Raw genomic sequence first — 19,314 nt, 5'->3', positions numbered from 1 at the left:
TCCCGGGGTTGCGGGCGTGAGACGGCGATTCTGAAATAAAATTACAGGTTCCTGTTGCCTCATGCTCAGAAAAACGCGACGGGGCCAGCCCATCGTCATTGCCTGCCTAATTAATACTGATGTGGTGCATCCTGCAATAGGGAGGGTTGGCCGTTAATCATCCAGTGTTTGATGTCACCTCAAAAAACGTGATAAAAGTATATGATTAGTAAGGTTTTTTGCTTCATGCAACAAGGTTGGCTCCGCTTGTCGTCGAGCCATCTTTTTTCACCAATATCCATATTTGTGTCCTCGATCACATAAATTATTACTTAAGGTACTTGAAATTTAATTACATGGAAAACGTTTGGCGACAGTGCGCGATTTGAGCGCCGTTTCAGGCAAGCGTTTGCATTTTTTGACGAGGTTTGGCGGCGGCAGATGAAAGGTTTTCTTATGAGGCCTGTTTTCTGCTTGCTCGATTAACTTATTGGAATTGTTGAAAGTTTGCGATTTGAATGGAGCTTTTTGGGCTTTTTCCGTTCGTTTTTTGTATCCCGAGTGATCGGGATCACTATTCTGAACTCCCCCGCTATGCTAGATTCCGCCCCTTTAGCGAAACGCTAATTAAAACGACAGACAAAAAACGGCCGGCACGGATCGGCCATGGATGTGAATAACAACGAGAGAATTATGGACACTTTGATTGCGATGCTAAACGACCTGATGTGGGGAGCCGTGCTCATCTACCTGCTCATCGGGGTCGGAATTTTCTTCACCTTCAGACTCGGCTTTATCCAGGTTCGTCATTTTGGCCACATGTTTTCCGTGCTGAAGAACAGCCGTAAATCGGACAACGCAGGCATCTCCTCCTTCCAGGCTCTTTGTACCAGTCTCGCCGCACGTGTCGGCACCGGCAACCTGGCCGGTGTGGCCGTAGCCATCTATCTGGGTGGCCCGGGCGCCATCTTCTGGATGTGGCTGATCGCCTTCATCGGCATGGCGACCGCCTTCGTCGAGAGCACCCTGGCCCAGCTCTACAAGGTCAAGGATGAAGACGGCAACTATCGTGGCGGCCCCGCCTACTACATGGAAAAGGGGCTTGGCATGCGCTGGATGGGGGTGCTGTTTTCACTGTGCCTGATCCTGGCCTTCGGTCTGGTGTTCAATGCGGTGCAGGCCAACTCCATCAGCCTGGCGATGAACGTGGCTTTCGGCATTCCTGACTGGGTCAGCGGCCTGGCGCTGGTGGTCCTCTCCGGCCTCATCATCTTCGGCGGGATTCGCGGCATCGCCCGTTTCGCCGAACTGGTAGTGCCCTTCATGGCACTGGCCTACATCCTGCTGGCGCTGATCATCGTCGCCATGAATATCAGCGAACTGCCCGGTGTGTTTGCCCTGATCATCAAGTCGGCGTTCGGCATTGAACAGGCAGGGTCCGGTGCCCTGGGTTATGCCATCTCCCAGGCGATGATCAACGGCATCAAGCGCGGCCTCTTCTCCAACGAGGCGGGCATGGGTTCTGCGCCCAACGCTGCAGCGACTGCGACCCCTTATCCGCCCCATCCGGCCTCCCAGGGTTATGTGCAGATGCTGGGTGTCTTCATGGACACCATCGTCATCTGCAGCTGTACCGCGGCCATCATCTTGGTCTCCGGCCAGTTTGAACCGGGTTCCGGTGTGACCGGCGTCGAGCTGACCCAGCGTGCGCTGTCATCCCAGATAGGCAACGGTGGCAACATCTTCATCGCCGCAGCCATCTTCTTCTTCGCCTTTACCTCCATAGTGGCGAACTACTCCTACGCGGAGACCAACCTGGTGTTCCTCGAGCACAACCACAAGGGCGGCCTGATGCTGTTCCGTCTGTTCGTGCTGGGCATGGTGATGTTCGGTTCCGTGGGCGAGCTGCCGACCGTGTGGGCCATGGCGGATGTCTCCATGGGGCTGATGGCCATTGTCAACCTGGTGGCTATCCTGTTGCTCTCCGGCGTTGCCATCAAGCTGGCCAAGGATTACAACGACCAGCTCAAGCTGGGCAAGCTGCCCACCTTCGATGCCAACAAGTACCCCGAGATCCGCTCCCAGCTGGAAGCGGGGATCTGGGACAACCCGACCAAGAAATAAGAGCGGGTGAGTCAGACCGACAAGGGGAGCCAGTGGCTCCCCTTTTTTTCGTTATGTCAGAAGATCCCAGCGGCGACAGACCTGGTTCAGCCGTCGCTGCAGCTGGCGCCAGCAGCGTTGGCGCTGCCGTACATTGAGGGAAGCGTAGCGCCACCTGCGATAGAGCCAGGCACTTTGTCGCAGGGGATGGGCCAGCTCGGGACGCTGCTGTGCCAGATGTTCGCACCACAGGGCCAGGCTTTCCCCCGGAGCGGGTGAGCAGCCTATCTTCCGCCCCCGTTTTAGCAGTGGCGACCAGATGCGTTGTTGTGGCGGTTGGCGGCCTGGCCAGAGCAGGGGCAGGCTCACCAGCAGGGTAACCAGCATCAGGCTGGCGAGGATAAGCCATGGGATCTGGCCGGCGAGTGCCGGCCAGCGTTGGCCGAGCTGCTGCCAGAGCTGGCTGGCATCATGACCCAGCACCCAACGGCTCCACTGATAGTCGATGTTGCTGCCCCACCAGCGCAGCTGGTTGAGCAGGGCCCAGTTGCGATAGCGCTGCAGGGCGAGAGGATCGGCGGCGGTAAACTCCTCATTCAGCGCCTGGGTGATGCCTCCTTCGATACGCTCTGGCGCGACTACCGCAGTGGGATCGATGCGTCGCCAGCGTCCGGCCTCATCAAGATATTCCACCCAGGCGTGGGCATCGAACTGGTGTACCGCCAGATAATTGCCGCTGGGATTCCACTCGCCGCCGAGATAACCGGTCACCAGCCGGGCTGGCACCCCGGCTGAGCGCAGCACGAAGGCGGTGGCCATGGCGTAGTGGCCGCAAAAGCCGCGCCGGGTATCGAACAGAAACTCATCCACCCCGTCGTCGCCAAGGGGAGGGAGCGTCAGGGTGTAGGCGTAGGGCTCACGGCGAAAGGTCGCCAGCAAGGCGGCCACCATGGCATCCCGCTCGGGGTATTGCTCGCGCAAGTCAAGGGCGAAGGCGCGCGCCCTGGGGTTGCCCGCCACCGGCAGTTGCAGATTGCGCTGGCGTGATGGCAGGGTAGCATCTTGTTCTGCCTGAAGGCCGCTTACCCGATAGCGGATGGTCACCTCGCCGCGTCCCTGGCGATAGAGGGTGGCAAGGGGGGTCACCAGTACGGGACCATCCAGCACCAAGGGACTGGCCAGGGCAAAGGCCCAGCGATGGCGCTGGGGCTCGGCGATCACCTCGTAACTGCCGGTTGGCAGAGGCACATCGGATAGCACACCGGGGACGCCCTCTCTGGTTGGCACGGTGCGCTGCCAAGCCTTGACCTCGGCGCTCAGCTGCCAGCTCCGGCCATCGAAATACTCCTGACGCATCACCGGAAAGTAACGCTCGCTGGTGGGGGGCGGGCCACCTGCGAAGGTGACGCGAAAGGCGAGCTCGGACGAGTTGGCCAGCTCGCTGATGTCCCCGGGTGATACCTCCTCCGACAGCCCCGACAGGGCGCGGCTGGTGGCGGGCATCTGCCATAGAGGCGGCAGTTTTGGCAGCAGCAAAAACAGGGTAAGTAGCAATGGAAAGGCCAGCAGCAGCGCAAAGCCCGCCTTGCGCCAGGGCTGCTGCAAAGCGGGATCCACCGCCGCCACCAGCGCTGTGATTGCCAGCCAGAGGGTCAGCGCCATCACCAGGGTCCAGCCGATGCTCTGACGATGTACCAGCGCCAGCGCGATGAGGAAGAAGGCGAGCAGCAGCACCTGCTCTATGTCCCGCTCTCGTCGCACCTCTATCATCTTGAGGCTATAGCCGAGCCAGAGCAGGTTGATGAGGGCCGGCAGGGTGCCCAGCGCCCGCCATTGCCATACCAGCAGCAAGATGCCGATGCCGGCCAGCAGCGCCAGTAGCCGGGCAGGGGGCGGACGCCAGCCCCGCCACAGCATCATGGCGCGCACGCCCAGGGTCGCGGAGCCCACGGCCAGCACCCAGAGTTGCAGCTGGGGCCAGAGCGCCGCCGCAAGCAGCAACTGCTGCAGGGCGATGAGCGGCAGCAGGCGACGGTTATCGAGCAGCATCCATCCCCCTCTCTGCTGTCGTATCCCCCTTGTCGCCAACGCGCGCCAGTGCCAGCCGGCAACGCTGGAGGAAGGCAGGCCCGCTCTCGGGACCGAGGGTCTGGCCCGCCAGAGTCAGGGTGAAGGTGACGCCCCGCTTGGCGAAATCGCTGCACCACCAGGCCAGCACTGACAGCCGCGCTTCGAGATCCTGGCCACTGACCCGGGAGAGGGAGAGGTGGGTGTCATCTTGCAGGGGCTCTTCGAACTGCTTGACCAGGAGGCCGCGTCCCTGGGCGAGCTGCTTCCAGGCGATCCGGCTCGGCGGCTCCCCCGGGCGATGCTCCCGCAGGGTATCAAAGTCCCCGAGAGTGGCGGGAACGACTTGCCCCAGTCCCGCTTGTTCCGTTTGCGACGCGCCCGTGAGCAGACTCCCATAAAGAGGTGCGGGGGCGAGCCAGGCCTCCAGCTGCAGGTCCAGTAGCGACCAGCAGCGAAACAGTCCCAGGGGATAGCGGCTCTCCACCCTTAGCCGGTTCAACGCCACCCGGCCGCGCCGGCCGCCCTTGACTGGCAGGATCAAGCTGGCGGGGGCCGGGTCGGCTTGCGCCAGCCAGAGGGAGCCTTCGTTCAGGGTAAACTGCAGTGCCCGCGCAGGGCGAAGGGCTCTCACCGTCACCCGGATGGGCAGGGGCTGGCCCGCTTCACCCAGCACCATGGGGCCCCCAAGCAGGGACAACCCCAGCAGGTTGCGATGGGTGAGCCACATGGCGGCCATAAACAGGCTGGCGAGGCAGTAGGCAATCAGCAGCACCAGGTTGTTCTGGTAGTTGGTGCCGAGCAGATAGATGGCGATCATCACCAGCAGGTAGCCAAGCCCGAGGCGGGTCGGCAGGATAAACAGGCTGCGCGGCCCCAGGGTTACCTGGCGGGCGGGGGGAATGCGGCGGGCCAGCCAGCGCCGCTGCCATGCATCCCGTCGGTGTCGCCAGCCCATCAGGGGTTGTCCGGATCCACCCTGGCCAGCAGGCGCTGACTCAGGGGGCAGGCCTCGCCGCGTTGCACGCCAAAGCTCCCCCTGAGCCTGTGTTCGGCCACATAGGGGAAAACGGCCTGCACATCCTCTGCCGTCACGAAACGGCGCCCCGCGACCAGGGCCCAGGCGCGGCTGACCGCCAGCAGGGTGCGAGCGGCCCGGGGGGAGAGGGGCTGGGGCAGATCCTCATCGAACCGGCTCTGGTGGACCAGCGCCAGCAGGTAGTCGAGGGTGGCATCGGAGAGATGAATGCCATCCGCCTGCGCTTGCAGGGCGGCCAGGGCGGCGGCATCCAGCTGGCGGGTCAGGGTGACGGGCTGGTTGGCACCGCGCAGTAGCTGTCGCTCGGCTTCCCTTGGGGGAAACCCCAGCGACAGGCGCACGGCAAAGCGGTCGAGCTGGGACTCCGGCAGGGGATAGGTGCCTGCCTGATCCGCCGGATTCTGGGTGGCGATGACGAAGAAGGGGGAGGGCAGCGGATAGCTCTGCCCCTCCATGCTCACACTGTGCTCGGCCATGGCCTCCAGCAGGGCGCTCTGCACCTTGGGGCTGGCGCGGTTGATCTCGTCGGCCAGCAACACCTGGGTGAAGACGGGACCGGGGTGAAAGCGAAACTGCTGCTGGGCTTTATCAAAGATCTGCAGCCCCAGCAGATCGGCAGGCAGTAGATCGGCAGTGAACTGCACCCGTCGGCAATCGAGCCCCAGCACCTGGGCCAGCGCATGGGCCAGGGTGGTTTTGCCCATGCCGGGCAGATCCTCGATCAGCAGATGGCCGCGAGCCAGCAGGGTGACCAGGGCTATCTTGAGTTGCTGCGGCTTGCCGAGGATCACCTGCTCCAGGGCCGTCAACAGTTGCGCAATCTGTTCCTGTGTCCTCATTCGCACCTCCATTGTGCTCTCTCCCATTTATACCCCAGTCAAAAGAGATTGGTCTAAGCTGGCCGTCGTTTATTTCTTGGTGACTTCACAGAGACTTCACACAGGTTCACCCTGGGCTCATGCAGCATGGTTATAGTGGCATCTCTGACTCCACCATGAGATTGACACCATGAAACAACGAATCGCGCTATCACTGCTGGCATTGGGGCCCCTGTTGCTCGTCCCACGCGTTTATGCCGCGGCAGATGAGCCCATGGCGAACATAGTGGAAAAGGCTGTCCAGCCGCTGCTGGAGGAGTACCGGATCCCGGGCATGGCGGTCGCCGTGCTGAAGGAGGGCAAGCCTCACTACTTCAATTATGGCGTCGCCAATCGGGAGAGCGGCCGGCGCATCAGCGAGCGGACCCTGTTCGAGATTGGTTCGGTCAGCAAGACCTTTACTGCGACCTTGGGCACCTACGCGGTCGTCAAAGGGGGCTTTCGGCTGGATGACAAGGTGAGCCAGCACGCGCCTTGGTTGCAGAATTCGGCGTTTGATCGCGTCACCATGGCCCAGCTGGCGACCTACAGCGCAGGGGGCTTGCCGTTGCAGTTTCCCGATGCGGTCGACTCAAACGAGAGAATGCGCCAGTACTACCGGCAGTGGTCACCGCTTTATGCGGCAGGCACTCATCGCGAGTACTCCAACCCCAGCATAGGTCTGTTCGGCCATCTGGCGGCGAGCACCCTGGGCCAACCATTCAGACAACTGATGAGCCAGACTCTGCTGCCCAAGCTCGATTTGCAGCACACCTATCTCGAGGTGCCAGACGCAGCCATGGTTGACTACGCCTATGGCTATTCGAAGGAAGACAAACCCGTCAGGGTCAATCCCGGAGTGCTGGCGGACGAAGCCTATGGCATCAAGACCAGCGCGGCGGATCTCATCAAGTTTGTGGGCGCCAACATGACAGGCAGTGGCGACAAGGCGGTGCAGCAAGCGCTGGCCATGACCCGTACCGGTTTCTACTCGGTGGGAGAGATGACCCAGGGGCTGGGGTGGGAGAGCTACGCCTATCCCGTGACCGAACAGGCGCTGCTGGCGGGCAATTCACCGGCGGTGAGCTTCAAGGCCAATCCGGTCAAACCCTTTGTGGCTCCCAGAGTGATGGGGAACGAGCGACTCTACAACAAGACAGGCTCGACCAACGGCTTTGGTGCCTATGTGGTGTTTGTCCCGGCCAGAGGCGTGGGCATCGTCATGCTGGCCAATCGCAACTACCCCATCGAGGCCAGGGTCAAGGCTGCCTATGCCATCATGCGCCATCTGGCACCCTGATGGCCGCATTCAATGTTTGGCCATGATAAGTGGCTGGTTGACGTAAACAATGACGCCGGGCTGATCCCGGCGTCGTTGTTTACGGGGCTTGGAGGGGGATAAGCAGATTAGCCGTACTGCTCTTCCATCCAGGCTTCGACGATGAGCTGGGCGGAGACGCCGTCCACGCTGCCTTTCTCCAGGGCGCGATAGCCACCCTGCGCGAACAGGCGGGCCCGGGCATCCGTGGTGGTGAGCCGCTCATCCTTGAACTCCACCGGCTTGCCGAAGCGGCCGTGCAGGCGATTGCCGAACTTGCGGGCGCGCACCGTGATCTCCTGATCGGTGCCGTCCATGTTGAGCGGCAGGCCGACAATGAGCAGGTCCGGTTGCCACTCCTTGAGCAGCTTCTCTATCTCGTCCCAGTTGGGGATGCCGTCGTTGGCCTTGAGGGCGCGCAGCGGGCGGGCCGTGCCGGTGAGCTCCTGGCCGATGGCGACCCCTATGCTCTTGGTGCCGTAGTCAAAGCCCATGATACTGCGTGATGACATTGAATAATTTCCTCAAAATGCGTCGCAAAATGCACAGCAGATTGCATCAGCCATGGCCGATGTCGCTGGACAGGTGAACGGGATTGACGCCAATGCTGGCGGCGGCGCGTTGCCAGCGCTGGTGGATGGGGGTCTTGAACACCAGATCCGGATTGGGAGGGATCACCAGCCAGGCTCCCTCGACCAGCTCCTGCTCCAGCTGACCTGCACTCCAGCCGGCATAACCCAGGGCAACCAGCCAGTGATCCGGCGCCTCGTCGGTGCCCAGGGTCTCGAGAATGTCCTTGGAGGTGGTCACCATCACCTCGTCTCCCACCTGCAGGGTGGAGTTGAACCCGGGGCGGAAGCTGTGCAGCACGAAGCCGCGATCGGCATGCACCGGTCCCCCCTGCAGCACGGGCTGCTTGAGCTCCGGGTTGGCGGGCGGGGCCAGTTTGAGCTGCGCCAGCATGGTCTCCAGCGACATATCCACCGGAATATTGACCACCAGCCCCATGGCGCCTTGTTCATTGTGTTCGCACAGGTAAACCAGCGAACGCTCGAAATAGGGGTCGGTGAGGCTCGGCATGGCGAGCAGGAAGTGATTTTGCAGTGTTTGCATATGGGCCAAATATTGCAAAGGTATTTGCGTCAATTATGGCAGCTCGCTTCGTCTGGCAAAACCGCTTTTTGGCGGCCGGTTCAGGCCTATCAATCTATTTCGGGTGGAGAGAAAGCCATGGAAGGTATTTCAATCAAGCAGAAGCTTATCCTGGGCTGCGTAGTCCCCCTGCTGGCGCTGTTGCTGCTGGTCATAGGGGCAACCCAGGCGATGTCCCAACTGATGACGGGGATAAACGCCATGTATCAGGGGGAGGTGGTCCAGCTCAAGGAGCTCAAGCAGATCGCCGATCTCTACGCGGTCAAGGTGATCGATGCTGCCAACAAGGCCAACGTCGGGGGCTTTGAACCTGCCCGCTCCAAGGCCGACATGAGCGCCGCCCAGCAGGAGATAACCCGGATCTGGCGCCAATATCGCAGCCACAACATGAGCGACGAGGAGCGCAGGCTGGCGGACAAGGTGGAAGGGTTGTTTGCCGCCGCCAATCACGAGATAGACAGCGTGATGCAGTTGCTGGATCGCTCGCAGGGGCAGGATCGCACGGCCCTCTCCGCCGCCATCATGCCCCTTTATCAGGTGATCGACCCGGTCAGCGATGCGGTGAGCGTGCTGGTGGAATATCAGCTGACGGAAGCGGAGAAAAAAGTGGCCGAGCTCAACCAGCTCAGGCAGCAGCTGACCCAGCTGTTTATCGCGCTGTTTGTGGTGGTGGGTGGCTGCGTGCTGTTTATCGGGATTTGGGCCGGGCGCAGCGTCAGCCAGCCGCTGGCGGCCATGGGCCAGATTCTGCGCGGTATGCAAACGGATCTCGACTTGAGCAAGCAGGCCCCCGTACTGCGCAAGGATGAGATGGGCAGCCTGGCGCACTCCCTCAACGAGGTGATCCGCCATTTCCGCGGCCTCATCGCCCAGATCAACGACATGGCGGAGCAGCTTGCCAGAGAGTCGGCCCAGCTGGCCCATATCGGGGTCGAGAGCCGCCAGCGTTTTGCCCAGCAGCAGGCGGAGACGGATCAGACTGCCACCGCCATGAACCAGATGAGCAGCACTGTGGCCGAAGTGGCCAACAGTTCCAACAACGCCGCCGATGCAGCCCGTCATGCCGATGACAGCGCGCGGCACGGCCACAAGACAGTGGAAGACGCCATCCACCGGATGTCCGGCCTCTCCTCCCAGATTCAGAACACGGCAGCCATGATCACCCAGCTTGCCGATGACAGCCGGGACATCGGCAGCGTGATGGACGCCATTCGCGGCATTGCCGAGCAGACCAACCTGCTGGCTCTCAACGCCGCCATTGAGGCGGCCAGGGCCGGGGATCAGGGACGCGGCTTTGCTGTGGTCGCCGACGAGGTGCGCACCCTGGCCCAGCGCACCCAGCGTTCCACCGAAGAGATTGGCAAGACCATCATCAAGTTGCAGCAGGGGGCCAACCAGGCGGCCAGCAGCATGGAGCAGGGGTTGGAGCAGGTGGAGGAGTCCAACCGCACCGTGCTGGCCTGTGGTCAGGCGCTGGGGGATATCGTCAGTTCGGTCAACGTGATCAACGAGATGAACACCCAGATTGCCACGGCGGCGGAGGAGCAGAGCAAGGTGGCCGAGGAGATCACCCGCAACGTGGTTAATATCGCCCATATCTCGACCGAGTCGACCGAGGCGGCGACCCAGCTCAACCAGAGTTGCCACGAGCTGGAGCAACTGTCGAACGATCTCAAGGCGAAGGTGGGGCAGTTCCGCTGCTAAGAGTGTACCGCTCTGGTGTGACGACCCGATCCGTGAGCGGGGCTGAATGGATAGTGATGCTTCCCGCGTCAGCGGCAGAAACCGGAGGCAAAAAAAGAGGCGGCACAGGGTGCAGCCTCTTTCGTTGCTGTTTGTTCGCCAGCAGAAACTGTGATTAGGCCTTGGCCAACCGGCGCTCGATGGCGTCCATCAGCATGCTGGTGATGTGCACCGGGAAGGCCGCTTCGATCTCGCGGATGCAGGTCGGGCTGGTCACGTTGATCTCGGTCAGCCGATCACCAATGATGTCGAGTCCGACGAAGATGAGGCCCTTCTCCTTCAGGGTCGGGCCGACCGCGCGGGCGATGGCCCAGTCGGAGACGCTCAAGGGGCGTGCCTCGCCACGACCGCCGGCGGCCAGGTTACCGCGGGTTTCCCCTTGGGCCGGGATGCGCGCCAGACAGTAGGGAACCGGCTCGCCGTCTACCACCAGCACCCGCTTGTCCCCTTCCTTGATGGCCGGCAGGTAGGTCTGGGCCATGCAGTAACGCTCGCCGTGCGAGGTTAATGTCTCGATGATGACGCCGACGTTGGCGTCATCCTCCTTCATGCGGAAGATGGAGGCGCCGCCCATGCCGTCGAGGGGCTTGAGGATGACGTCCTTGTGCTGGGCGTGGAAGGCGCGCAGCTTGTCGGCACGGCGGGTGACGAGGGTGGTCGGGGTGTGCTCGGCAAACCAGGCGGTGTAGAGCTTCTCGTTGGCGTCGCGCAGGCTCTGGGGCTTGTTGACGATGAGGCAGCCCTCGTCCTCGGCACGCTCCAGCATGTAGGTGGCGTAGATAAATTCGGTGTCGAACGGCGGATCCTTGCGCATCAGGATCACGTCCAGGCTGGAGAGGGGCTGATCGACCACCTCGCCCAGGCTGAACCAGTTGGCGTAGTCATGTTTGACCGTGAGCGGACGCATGGTGCCAAATGCCCGGCCTTCCTGCATGTAGAGATCCTTCATCTCCAGATAGAAGAGCTCGTAGCCGCGCTTTTGCGCCTCTTCGAGCATGGCGAAGCTGGAATCCTTTTTGATGTTGATGGACGAGATGGGGTCCATCACGATGCCGAGTTTAATGGTCATCCGCTGTTCCTTTTTAATGGCTCGATAGGGTTGTAGGGTCGATTAGCGCAGCGTAATCGTCCGCTTGCGGCTGCGTCGATGCAGCCATGGGGCTGATTGATGCGGCCGATAGTATCAAGCGAGATCGCCGAAGCGACACTGCAGTGCCGTAATGGCGGTCAGGGCGGCGGTTTCGGTGCGCAGCACCCGTGGCCCCAGTAGCATCTCCTTGAAATCTTCCTGCACGGTACGGGCGATTTCGTCGCTGGACAAGCCCCCTTCCGGGCCGATCAGCAGGCGCACGCCATGCTCCGGTACCGGCAGGGTGTTGATGCTGTACTCGGCGCGTGGATGCAGGTTGAGCTTGAGCTCTTTGGTCTCTTCCGCCAGCCAGGCGTCCAGCTCCATCGGCATGCGCACTTCGGGCACCACGTTGCGGCCGCACTGCTCGCAGGCGCTGATCACCACTTTCTGCCACTGCTCGCGTTTTTTCTCCAGCCGATCCGCCGGCAGCTTGACGCCGCAGCGCTCGGAGAAGAGCGGGGTGATGCAGGTGACGCCCAGCTCCACGGATTTCTGGATGGTGAAATCCATCTTGTCGCCACGGCTGATCACCTGACCCAGGTGAATGGCGAGCGGTGACTCCACCGAGCGCTGTTCGCAGCTGTCTATGGTCACGTCCACCGACTTCTTGCCGACGCTGGTGATGGTGGCGGGGTACTGGTTGCCGTCGCCGTTGAACAGCTCGAGCTGTTGGCCCGGCTGCATGCGCAGCACCCGGCCGATGTGGTTGGCACCGTCTTCCGACAGGGCGAGGGTCTGGCCCACCTGCAGGGTGGCCGGTTCATAGATACGTGGAATGCGCATGGCGGCTTATCAGTCTCTTGCTCGTTCAACAGGCGAGGATGCCTGATCCTCGTCATTAGATAGGGTTATTGGCACTGCTTTTCAATAAAGGGGTTGGTATTGCCCTGCAGCTTGCCGATGCGACGGTTGCGCTCGCACTCCCAGCCCTCGGCCGGGTACTGGCGATCCCAGGCTTCGAACAGTCTACGCTGTTGCGCGGCGAGGCGCAGCCCATACTGCTGGCTCATGTAGAGATAGGCACGGGCGATCTGGCCGCGTACCGGCCCCTTGGGCGGCTGTACCCGGCGCTCCTTGAAGTCCACCAGCATCTGGCACTGGCCGTATTGATCCGGCTTGCCGTTCCAGTCGGAGAAGCGGAAGTTGGCGCGATCGCCGTTCACCTCGCCGATGGCGGGGTAGAGGTTGTGCATGTCCCCCTCCATCTTGTTGAACTCGTCGCTTTTGCCGCAGTTCTTGCGGCCTCCTTCCTGCCAGCATTTGAGCTGGTGCCCGAACTCCCAGGCGGGCACCACGTGTTCCCACTCGATGCGGGCGGCTCGCTTGGGTTGCTTGCGTGGTTCATAGCCGCAGCTGGCGAGATCCGGGCTCATTTTCCTGCCTTGATAGTCGATGTCGCAGCCGCAGTAGAAGCTGGTGACGGCGGGTTGGGTCTGGTAGAGCCTGACCAGATCCTGCTTGGCTTCGCGAAAGGTCTGGGCATGCAGAGGGGCGCTGAGCAGCGGCAAACCGGCCAGCAGGGTCAGAGTGAGGGACAATAGCGGACGAAACATGGAGATCCTTGAAAATAAAGCAGTTTAACGTAACGAAGCGGGCACCCTAGCACAGAGGTGCGACACAGGCTGGCTTATTCCGTCTGGGCCCGTTCCAGTGCCGTATGGCAGCGGCGACAGTGATAGCGGGCCTCGCCGCGCATCACCTTGTTGTGGCGACGGATCGACAGCTGATGCAGCTGGCACTGACAGCGATAGGGCACGGTCGGCTGTGCCAGTACCGCGAGATCGAAGCTGTGGGTGGTTCTGGGCTCAAGGTTGAACACTTCCCGCATTACCGACTGCCACTGCTTGCCGTGGGGCAGTACCCGCGCCTTGCCGCGCCCTTCACCCCAGAGGGCATAGACCAGCAGGTGGGCGACCTCGTGGGGCACCACCTCGGCCAGAAAGGCCTGCTGGTTGGCCTGATAGAGGGCGGGGTTGAAGCGCAGTTCCCAGGTTTGCAACCGTGCCGACCCGGCTGCCCGGCCCCGCATGTTGCAATGAATGCGCGGGCGGGGGAAGGTGCGGCCAAGGCGAGCCTCGGCCTGGCTGAAGCAGGCGTCAACGCGTTGATGGAGCAGGGATTCTAGCTGGGCAGACATGGGACTTCCGGTGGTCGGCAGACAAGCAAAAGGGGAGCCAGGCTCCCCTTTATATCACAACCGTGAGCCTTACAGGCCGGCGGCAGCGCGCAGCAGCTCGGCCTTGTCGGTCTGCTCCCAGGGGAACTCGTTGCGACCGAAGTGACCGTAGGCGGCGGTAGCCTGGTAGATCGGGCGCTTGAGATCCAGCATCTCGATCAGGCCATACGGGCGCAGCTCGAAGTGCTCGCGCACCAGCTTGACCAGCAGATCCTCGGCCACCTTGGCGGTGCCGAAGGTCTCGACGCTGATGGAGGTCGGCTCGGCCACGCCGATGGCGTAGGAGACCTGCACTTCACAACGATCGGCCAGGCCGGCGGCAACGATGTTTTTGGCCACGTAGCGGGCAGCGTAGGCGGCGGAGCGGTCAACCTTGGACGGATCCTTGCCGGAGAAGGCGCCACCACCGTGACGGGCCATGCCACCGTAGGTGTCGACGATGATCTTGCGACCGGTCAGACCGCAGTCACCCATGGGGCCGCCGATAACGAAACGGCCGGTCGGGTTGATGAAGTACTTGGTGTCCTTGGTGATCCACTCGGCCGGCAGCACCGGTTTGATGATCTCTTCGCGTACCGCTTCCACCAGATCGCTGTGGCTGATGGAGTCACAGTGCTGGGTGGAGAGCACCACGGCGTCCACGCCGAGGATCTTGCCTGCGTCATCGTAGGCGAAGGTCAGCTGGCTCTTGGCATCCGGACGCAGCCACGGCAGGGTGCCATTTTTGCGTACTTCAGCCTGGCGCTTGACCAGCAGGTGGGAGTAGGTGATGGGTGCCGGCATCAGCACGTCGGTTTCGTTGGTGGCGTAGCCGAACATCAGGCCCTGGTCACCGGCGCCCTGCTCCAGCGGGTCGCTGCGGTCAACCCCCTGGTTGATGTCCGGGGACTGCTTGCCGATGGCGTTCAGCACGGCGCAGGAGTCGGCATCGAAGCCCATGTCGGAGTGGGTGTAGCCGATTTCGCGCACGGTATTACGCACGATCTCTTCGATATCGACCCAGGCAGAGGTGGTTACTTCACCGGCCACCATGACCATGCCGGTCTTGACCAGGGTCTCGCAGGCGACGCGCGCCTTGGTGTCTTGCTGGAGAATGGCGTCCAGCACCGCATCGGAGATCTGGTCCGCGATTTTATCGGGATGGCCTTCGGAGACCGACTCGGAAGTAAACAGCTTTGCCATGATGAAATTCTCAGTTTGTCCGGGTTATCGCCAGTGCAATAACCGGGTGATATTGGGATGACTGTAGAGGTATCTACATCTGGACGTCTATTCTAGTTAGCGCCCCCCTTGAATGCCAGTACTATTTTCCCGCTACCGGCCAGATTGGTTTCTTATGACGCCTTGCTATCTCCAAAGGGATGGAGATCAAACGTTTGCAGCCGGTTTGGGTCGCCAACCCAAGGCGAGAAAAGCGATTGTCCTCCCAAAGCCACTTTATTCATCCAGATAACATTTGCACGGCGCGCGCCCTGCTGGGACAATAACGCGCCTTAATCTTGGCCATCAAATGAAGCAATCGCAGGAGATACAGATGCCTTCTCGTAAAGAGCTTGCCAATGCCATTCGCGCATTGAGTATGGATGCCGTTCAAAAAGCCAACTCCGGTCACCCGGGCGCCCCCATGGGAATGGCGGATATCGCCGAAGTGTTGTGGCGCAGCCACCTCAAACATAACCCGAACAACCCCAAGTGGGCCGACCGCGACCGTTTCATTCTCTCCAACGGCCACGGCTCCATGCTGCTGTACTCCCTGCTGCACCTCTCCGGTTATGACCTCTCCATCGATGATCTGAAAAACTTCCGCCAGCTGCACTCTCGCACCCCGGGTCACCCGGAGTACGGCTACGCGCCGGGCGTCGAAACCACCACTGGCCCGCTGGGTCAGGGCATCACCAACGCCGTGGGCATGGCGATCGCCGAGAAGGCCATGGCCGAGCAGTTCAACCAGCCGGGTCACGACATCGTTGACCACTACACCTACGCCTTCATGGGCGACGGCTGCCTGATGGAAGGTATCTCCCACGAGGCTTGCTCCCTGGCCGGCACCCTGCAACTGGGCAAGCTGATCGCGTTCTGGGATGACAACGGCATCTCCATCGACGGTCACGTGGAAGGCTGGTTCACCGACGACACCGTCAAGCGCTTCGAAGCCTACGGCTGGCACGTCATCCCGGCCGTTGACGGTCACAACCCGGAAGCGATCAACGCCGCCATTGAGGCCGCCAAGGCCGAGACCGGCAAGCCGACCCTGATCTGCTGCCGCACCATCATCGGTTACGGCTCCCCGAACAAGTCCGGCTCTCACGACTGCCACGGTGCACCGCTCGGCAACGACGAGATCGCCGCTGCCCGCGCCTTCCTGAAGTGGGACCACGCACCGTTCGAGATCCCGGCCGACATCGCTGCCGAGTGGAACGGTCGCGAGAAGGGCGCTGCGCTGGAAGCCGACTGGGCTGCCAAGTTCGCCGCCTATGAAGCCGCTCACCCGGCGCTGGCTGCCGAGTTCAAGCGCCGCAGCGCTGGCGAACTGCCGGCCAACTGGGCTGCCGAATCTGCCAAGATCATCGAAAACCTGCAGGCCAACCCGGCCAAGATCGCCACCCGCAAGGCCTCCCAGAACGCTCTGGAAGCCTTCGGCAAGTTGCTGCCGGAATTCATGGGTGGCTCCGCGGATCTCGCTCCGTCCAACCTGACCATGTGGTCCGGTTCCAAGTCCCTGACCAACGACGATGCCTCCGGCAACTACATCCACTACGGTGTACGCGAGTTCGGCATGTCCGCCATCATGAACGGTATCGCCCTGCACGGTGGTTTCATCCCCTACGGCGCCACCTTCCTGATGTTCATGGAGTACGCCCGCAACGCCCTGCGCATGGCCGCCCTGATGAAGCAGCGTTCCATCTTCGTTTACACCCACGACTCCATCGGTCTGGGTGAAGATGGCCCGACTCACCAGCCGGTCGAGCAGATCGCCTCCCTGCGTCTGACTCCGAACATGAGCACCTGGCGCCCGTGTGACCAGGTAGAGTCTGCCATCGCCTGGAAACACGCCATCGAGCGTACCGATGGCCCGACCTCTCTGATCTTCTCTCGTCAGAACCTGGCCCAGATGGACCGCACTGCCCAGCAGCTGGCCGATGCTGCCAAGGGTGGTTATGTGCTGAAAGATTGCGCCGGTACCCCGGAGCTGATCCTGATCGCCACCGGTTCCGAAGTGGAGCTGGCCGTGGCCGCCTATGAGCAGCTGACTGCCAAGGGCCGTGCCGTGCGAGTTGTCTCTCTGCCTTGCACCGACGTATTCGACGCTCAATCCGCCGAATACAAGGAGTCCGTGCTGCCGTCCTCCGTCACCAAGCGCGTGGCCATCGAAGCCGGCATCGCCGACTACTGGTACAAGTACGTGGGTTTTGGCGGCAAGATCATCGGCATGCGCTCCTTCGGCGAGTCCGCGCCGGCCGAGCTGCTGTTCAAGGAATTCGGCTTTACCGTGGAAAATGTGGTTGCCACCGCTGAGTCCCTGTAACAGCCCCTGTAATTACTGACCATTGGGTCGCGCAGGCCCAATAGCCGGAAAATAAAACGCCCTCCATCGCAAGATGGGGGGCGTTTTTATAAGAAATTTCTGATTGGGAGATATAGCTGAATCAGGGAATGTATCTCTGACTTAAATTTCCTATTTTTGAACAGTCTCACTTTTATCTTAACCATGTTACATGATTGGTATCATACGATGCCTTTCATAATATATTATGTGCCTGAATGGCGATTTTTCGCGCTCAATGAAGTATCGTTTTTGGTGATAAAGGGCAGGTGAATTATTTTTTCGGATTGTTATGCTAATGATTGGTTTAATTATAAATAAATCAGGTGATATATAGCATTTTAAAAGGATAGGGGTATCTATAATGGTTTGTTCTATCGTAGTTGATCAGTCAGAAAGAAAATTGAAAATAAATGCTGATTCGTATGATGTGAACCGAATTTCGGATGTACAAGTGAAAGTGCTTACATGGAAGGATAATTTGATAAATATGCTATTGCTTGGGCTGATCACATCAAGCATTCTCTTCTACTTTATCCCACCTGAAGCGCAGGGCAAGGGAATGACATTATTTCTGCCCGCGGTGGCTTTTCTGGTAGGAATAGTGATGGCCCTGATCACCAGTGCCAAGTACGTCTTCAGACTGGAATTTAAAAATGCCGATGAAACTGGTGTGCAATGGATTACAGTCGCCAAGAGTAGAAATGCGCAGGAGTACGAGGTCTTCAAATTGAAAGAGGCGGAGCTTAAACAGATCCTCGGATAATGAAGGCTGCTTTTTAACTGCGGGCCGCCAATGCTGACTCCCGAAAAAAACACCGGCCTAAGCCGGTGTTTTTTATTATTTAACGCAACCTTACGCCTGCGGCGGGGTACTTTCCGCATTGGACATCACCGCATCCATCTGGATCAGGGCGCCTGCGGGCAGCTCGCGTACCGCGATCACGGTGCGGGCGGGCTGATAATCCGGAAAGTAGCGGGTATAGATGGCGTTGACCGCCTCCAGATCCTCGATACGGGCCAGCTGGATATTGACCTTGACGATATCGTCCATCACATGGTCGATGCTCTCTACAATCGCCTTGATATGGTTCAGGCACTGGGCGGTCTGCTCCTTGACGCAACCGGTCAGGATCTTGCCGGTGGCGAGATCGACCGGCAGCTGCCCGGCGATATGGTTGTAGTGGGAGAAGGCGACGGTCTGGGTGTGCAGCGGGCTGCGCGGTGCCTTGTCGGTATTGCGGGCGCGGATCACCAGATTGTGTCTGTCTTCCACCAGCTGCGGCGGGGTGCCGTCACCGTGGGAGATGACCGCATCCATCTGCACCAGGGCGTCCATCGGCAGGGCAGAGGCGGCAATCACACTGCGGGCCGGCAGATAGGCGGCGGCGCGGGCGATGGCGGAATCCGGGAAGAAGGTGGTGTAGACCTCGTTGACGGCATCCAGATCGGCGAGGTTTTTCAGATAGACGGTCACCTTGACGATATCGTCGAAGGGCACGTCGATCCCCTCCAGAATAGCCTTGATGTTATTCAGGCACTGGGCCGCCTGCTCCTTGATGCCACCGGCAACCAGCTGGCCGGAGGCTGCATCGATGGGCAGCTGGGCGCCGATGTTGTTGTAGTGGGAGAAGGCAACGGTCTGGCTGGAGAGGGCGCTTTGCGGCGCACGGCTGCTGTTGCGAGCCAGCTTCACCAGGGCGCAGGGGGCCTGCGGATAGGTGCCTTCGCCGTTGGAGATGATGGCGTCCATCTGAACCTTGGCGCCCAGCGGCAGGGCGGCTACCGCCAGGGAGGTGCGGGTCGGCACATAGCCCGGGAAGAATTCGCGATAGACCTCGTTGACCGCATCCAGATCGGCGATGTCGCTGAGGAATACGGTGAGTTTCACCATATCGTCCATCACGTGATCGATGCTCTCGACGATGGCCTTGATATTGGTCAGGCACTGTCTGGCCTGCATTTTGACATCACCCTCGATCAGCTTGCCGGTGCGGGGATCGACCGGCAACTGGGCCGCAATATTGTTGTAGTGGGAGAAAGCCACCGTCTGGGTGTAGGGGCCCAGGCCCTGGGGGGCGTTGGAGGTATTTCTGGCAGCCTTGATGATGGTGTCACTCATGGTGTATTCCTCGTTGTAATACTGGTTATCGATGTAGGGACAGGTTAACCCTCGCCAACGCCTTATCTATTTTGACGTCGCT

The 19,314-nt window shown here is 60.7% G+C and carries 16 protein-coding genes; 5 read left to right on the top strand and 11 right to left on the bottom strand.

Going from position 1 to position 19,314, the window contains the following annotated elements; translation table 11 throughout:
• The first annotated feature begins 672 nt into the window (after nt 1–672).
• Nucleotides 673–2,103 (top strand): alanine/glycine:cation symporter family protein, encoded by a 1,431-nt coding sequence (locus tag BN1123_RS14840; RefSeq protein WP_042027935.1) that lies wholly within the window; start codon nt 673–675, stop codon nt 2,101–2,103.
• A 51-nt stretch (nt 2,104–2,154) separates the two neighbouring features.
• On the opposite strand, the gene BN1123_RS14835 is transcribed toward BN1123_RS14840, so the two are convergent.
• Genes BN1123_RS14835 through BN1123_RS14825 form a run of 3 tightly spaced genes read right to left on the bottom strand, consistent with a single transcriptional unit; the run spans nt 2,155 to nt 6,027 of the window.
• On the bottom strand, nt 2,155–4,131 hold the full coding sequence (locus BN1123_RS14835; RefSeq protein ID WP_042027933.1) for a transglutaminase TgpA family protein: 1,977 nt from the start codon (nt 4,129–4,131) through the stop codon (nt 2,155–2,157).
• A complete protein-coding gene (locus BN1123_RS14830; protein WP_042027931.1) occupies nt 4,118–5,107 on the bottom strand; it encodes a DUF58 domain-containing protein in 990 nt (329 codons plus the stop codon). The genes BN1123_RS14835 and BN1123_RS14830 overlap by 14 nt, the downstream gene beginning before the upstream one ends.
• Entirely contained in the window at nt 5,107–6,027 is a 921-nt protein-coding gene (locus tag BN1123_RS14825; protein ID WP_042027929.1) for an AAA family ATPase, read from the bottom strand. The genes BN1123_RS14830 and BN1123_RS14825 overlap by 1 nt, the downstream gene beginning before the upstream one ends.
• A gap of 169 nt (nt 6,028–6,196) precedes the next feature.
• On the opposite strand from BN1123_RS14825, the gene BN1123_RS14820 reads away from it, so the two are divergent.
• A complete protein-coding gene (locus BN1123_RS14820; protein ID WP_042027926.1) occupies nt 6,197–7,345 on the top strand; it encodes a class C beta-lactamase TRU-1 in 1,149 nt (382 codons plus the stop codon).
• Between the two features lie 107 nt (nt 7,346–7,452).
• Here the strand turns inward: BN1123_RS14820 and ruvX are convergent, their stop codons facing one another.
• Together ruvX and BN1123_RS14810 are read right to left on the bottom strand one after the other, a co-directional pair.
• Nucleotides 7,453–7,875: a Holliday junction resolvase RuvX gene (gene ruvX / locus BN1123_RS14815; RefSeq protein WP_026457452.1), complete on the bottom strand. Its 423-nt coding sequence runs from the start codon at nt 7,873–7,875 to the stop codon at nt 7,453–7,455.
• A 46-nt stretch (nt 7,876–7,921) separates the two neighbouring features.
• The gene (locus BN1123_RS14810; RefSeq protein WP_026457453.1) at nt 7,922–8,476 is read right to left on the bottom strand and encodes a YqgE/AlgH family protein; all 555 of its coding nucleotides are present in this window, start codon (nt 8,474–8,476) and stop codon (nt 7,922–7,924) included.
• A gap of 117 nt (nt 8,477–8,593) precedes the next feature.
• On the opposite strand from BN1123_RS14810, the gene BN1123_RS14805 reads away from it, so the two are divergent.
• On the top strand, nt 8,594–10,219 hold the full coding sequence (locus tag BN1123_RS14805; protein WP_042027922.1) for a methyl-accepting chemotaxis protein: 1,626 nt from the start codon (nt 8,594–8,596) through the stop codon (nt 10,217–10,219).
• 154 nt (nt 10,220–10,373) lie between these two features.
• Here the strand turns inward: BN1123_RS14805 and gshB are convergent, their stop codons facing one another.
• The 5 genes from gshB to metK all read right to left on the bottom strand — a co-directional run bounded on the left by gshB (nt 10,374) and on the right by metK (nt 14,748).
• Nucleotides 10,374–11,327, bottom strand: a complete 954-nt coding sequence (gshB, locus tag BN1123_RS14800) for a glutathione synthase (RefSeq protein WP_042027920.1) — start codon at nt 11,325–11,327, stop codon at nt 10,374–10,376.
• Nucleotides 11,328–11,441: 114 nt separating this feature from the next.
• On the bottom strand, nt 11,442–12,173 hold the full coding sequence (gene rsmE, locus BN1123_RS14795; protein WP_042027917.1) for a 16S rRNA (uracil(1498)-N(3))-methyltransferase: 732 nt from the start codon (nt 12,171–12,173) through the stop codon (nt 11,442–11,444).
• Nucleotides 12,174–12,238: 65 nt separating this feature from the next.
• Nucleotides 12,239–12,943 (bottom strand): endonuclease, encoded by a 705-nt coding sequence (locus BN1123_RS14790; RefSeq protein WP_042027914.1) that lies wholly within the window; start codon nt 12,941–12,943, stop codon nt 12,239–12,241.
• A 74-nt stretch (nt 12,944–13,017) separates the two neighbouring features.
• Nucleotides 13,018–13,527 (bottom strand): SprT family zinc-dependent metalloprotease, encoded by a 510-nt coding sequence (locus BN1123_RS14785; protein ID WP_042027913.1) that lies wholly within the window; start codon nt 13,525–13,527, stop codon nt 13,018–13,020.
• A gap of 69 nt (nt 13,528–13,596) precedes the next feature.
• Nucleotides 13,597–14,748 (bottom strand): methionine adenosyltransferase, encoded by a 1,152-nt coding sequence (gene metK / locus BN1123_RS14780; RefSeq protein ID WP_042027911.1) that lies wholly within the window; start codon nt 14,746–14,748, stop codon nt 13,597–13,599.
• Between the two features lie 352 nt (nt 14,749–15,100).
• Here metK and tkt point away from each other — a divergent pair, with 352 nt between their 5' ends.
• Together tkt and BN1123_RS14770 are read left to right on the top strand one after the other, a co-directional pair.
• Nucleotides 15,101–17,092: a transketolase gene (tkt, locus tag BN1123_RS14775; RefSeq protein ID WP_042027908.1), complete on the top strand. Its 1,992-nt coding sequence runs from the start codon at nt 15,101–15,103 to the stop codon at nt 17,090–17,092.
• A 382-nt stretch (nt 17,093–17,474) separates the two neighbouring features.
• Entirely contained in the window at nt 17,475–17,876 is a 402-nt protein-coding gene (locus tag BN1123_RS14770) for a hypothetical protein (RefSeq protein ID WP_224212344.1), read from the top strand.
• A gap of 90 nt (nt 17,877–17,966) precedes the next feature.
• Here BN1123_RS14770 and BN1123_RS14765 read toward each other — a convergent pair whose 3' ends face one another.
• Nucleotides 17,967–19,232 carry a RidA family protein gene (locus tag BN1123_RS14765; protein WP_042027906.1) on the bottom strand — a complete coding sequence of 422 codons (1,266 nt, stop codon included), beginning with the start codon at nt 19,230–19,232 and terminating at the stop codon, nt 17,967–17,969.
• Between the last annotated feature and the right edge of the window lie 82 nt (nt 19,233–19,314).

This window comes from Aeromonas enteropelogenes, assembly GCF_000819845.1.
GTDB lineage: Bacteria > Pseudomonadota > Gammaproteobacteria > Enterobacterales > Aeromonadaceae > Aeromonas > Aeromonas enteropelogenes.
Note: the sequence above shows the minus strand (reverse complement) of the source record. Positions and strands in the feature narration are given on the sequence as shown.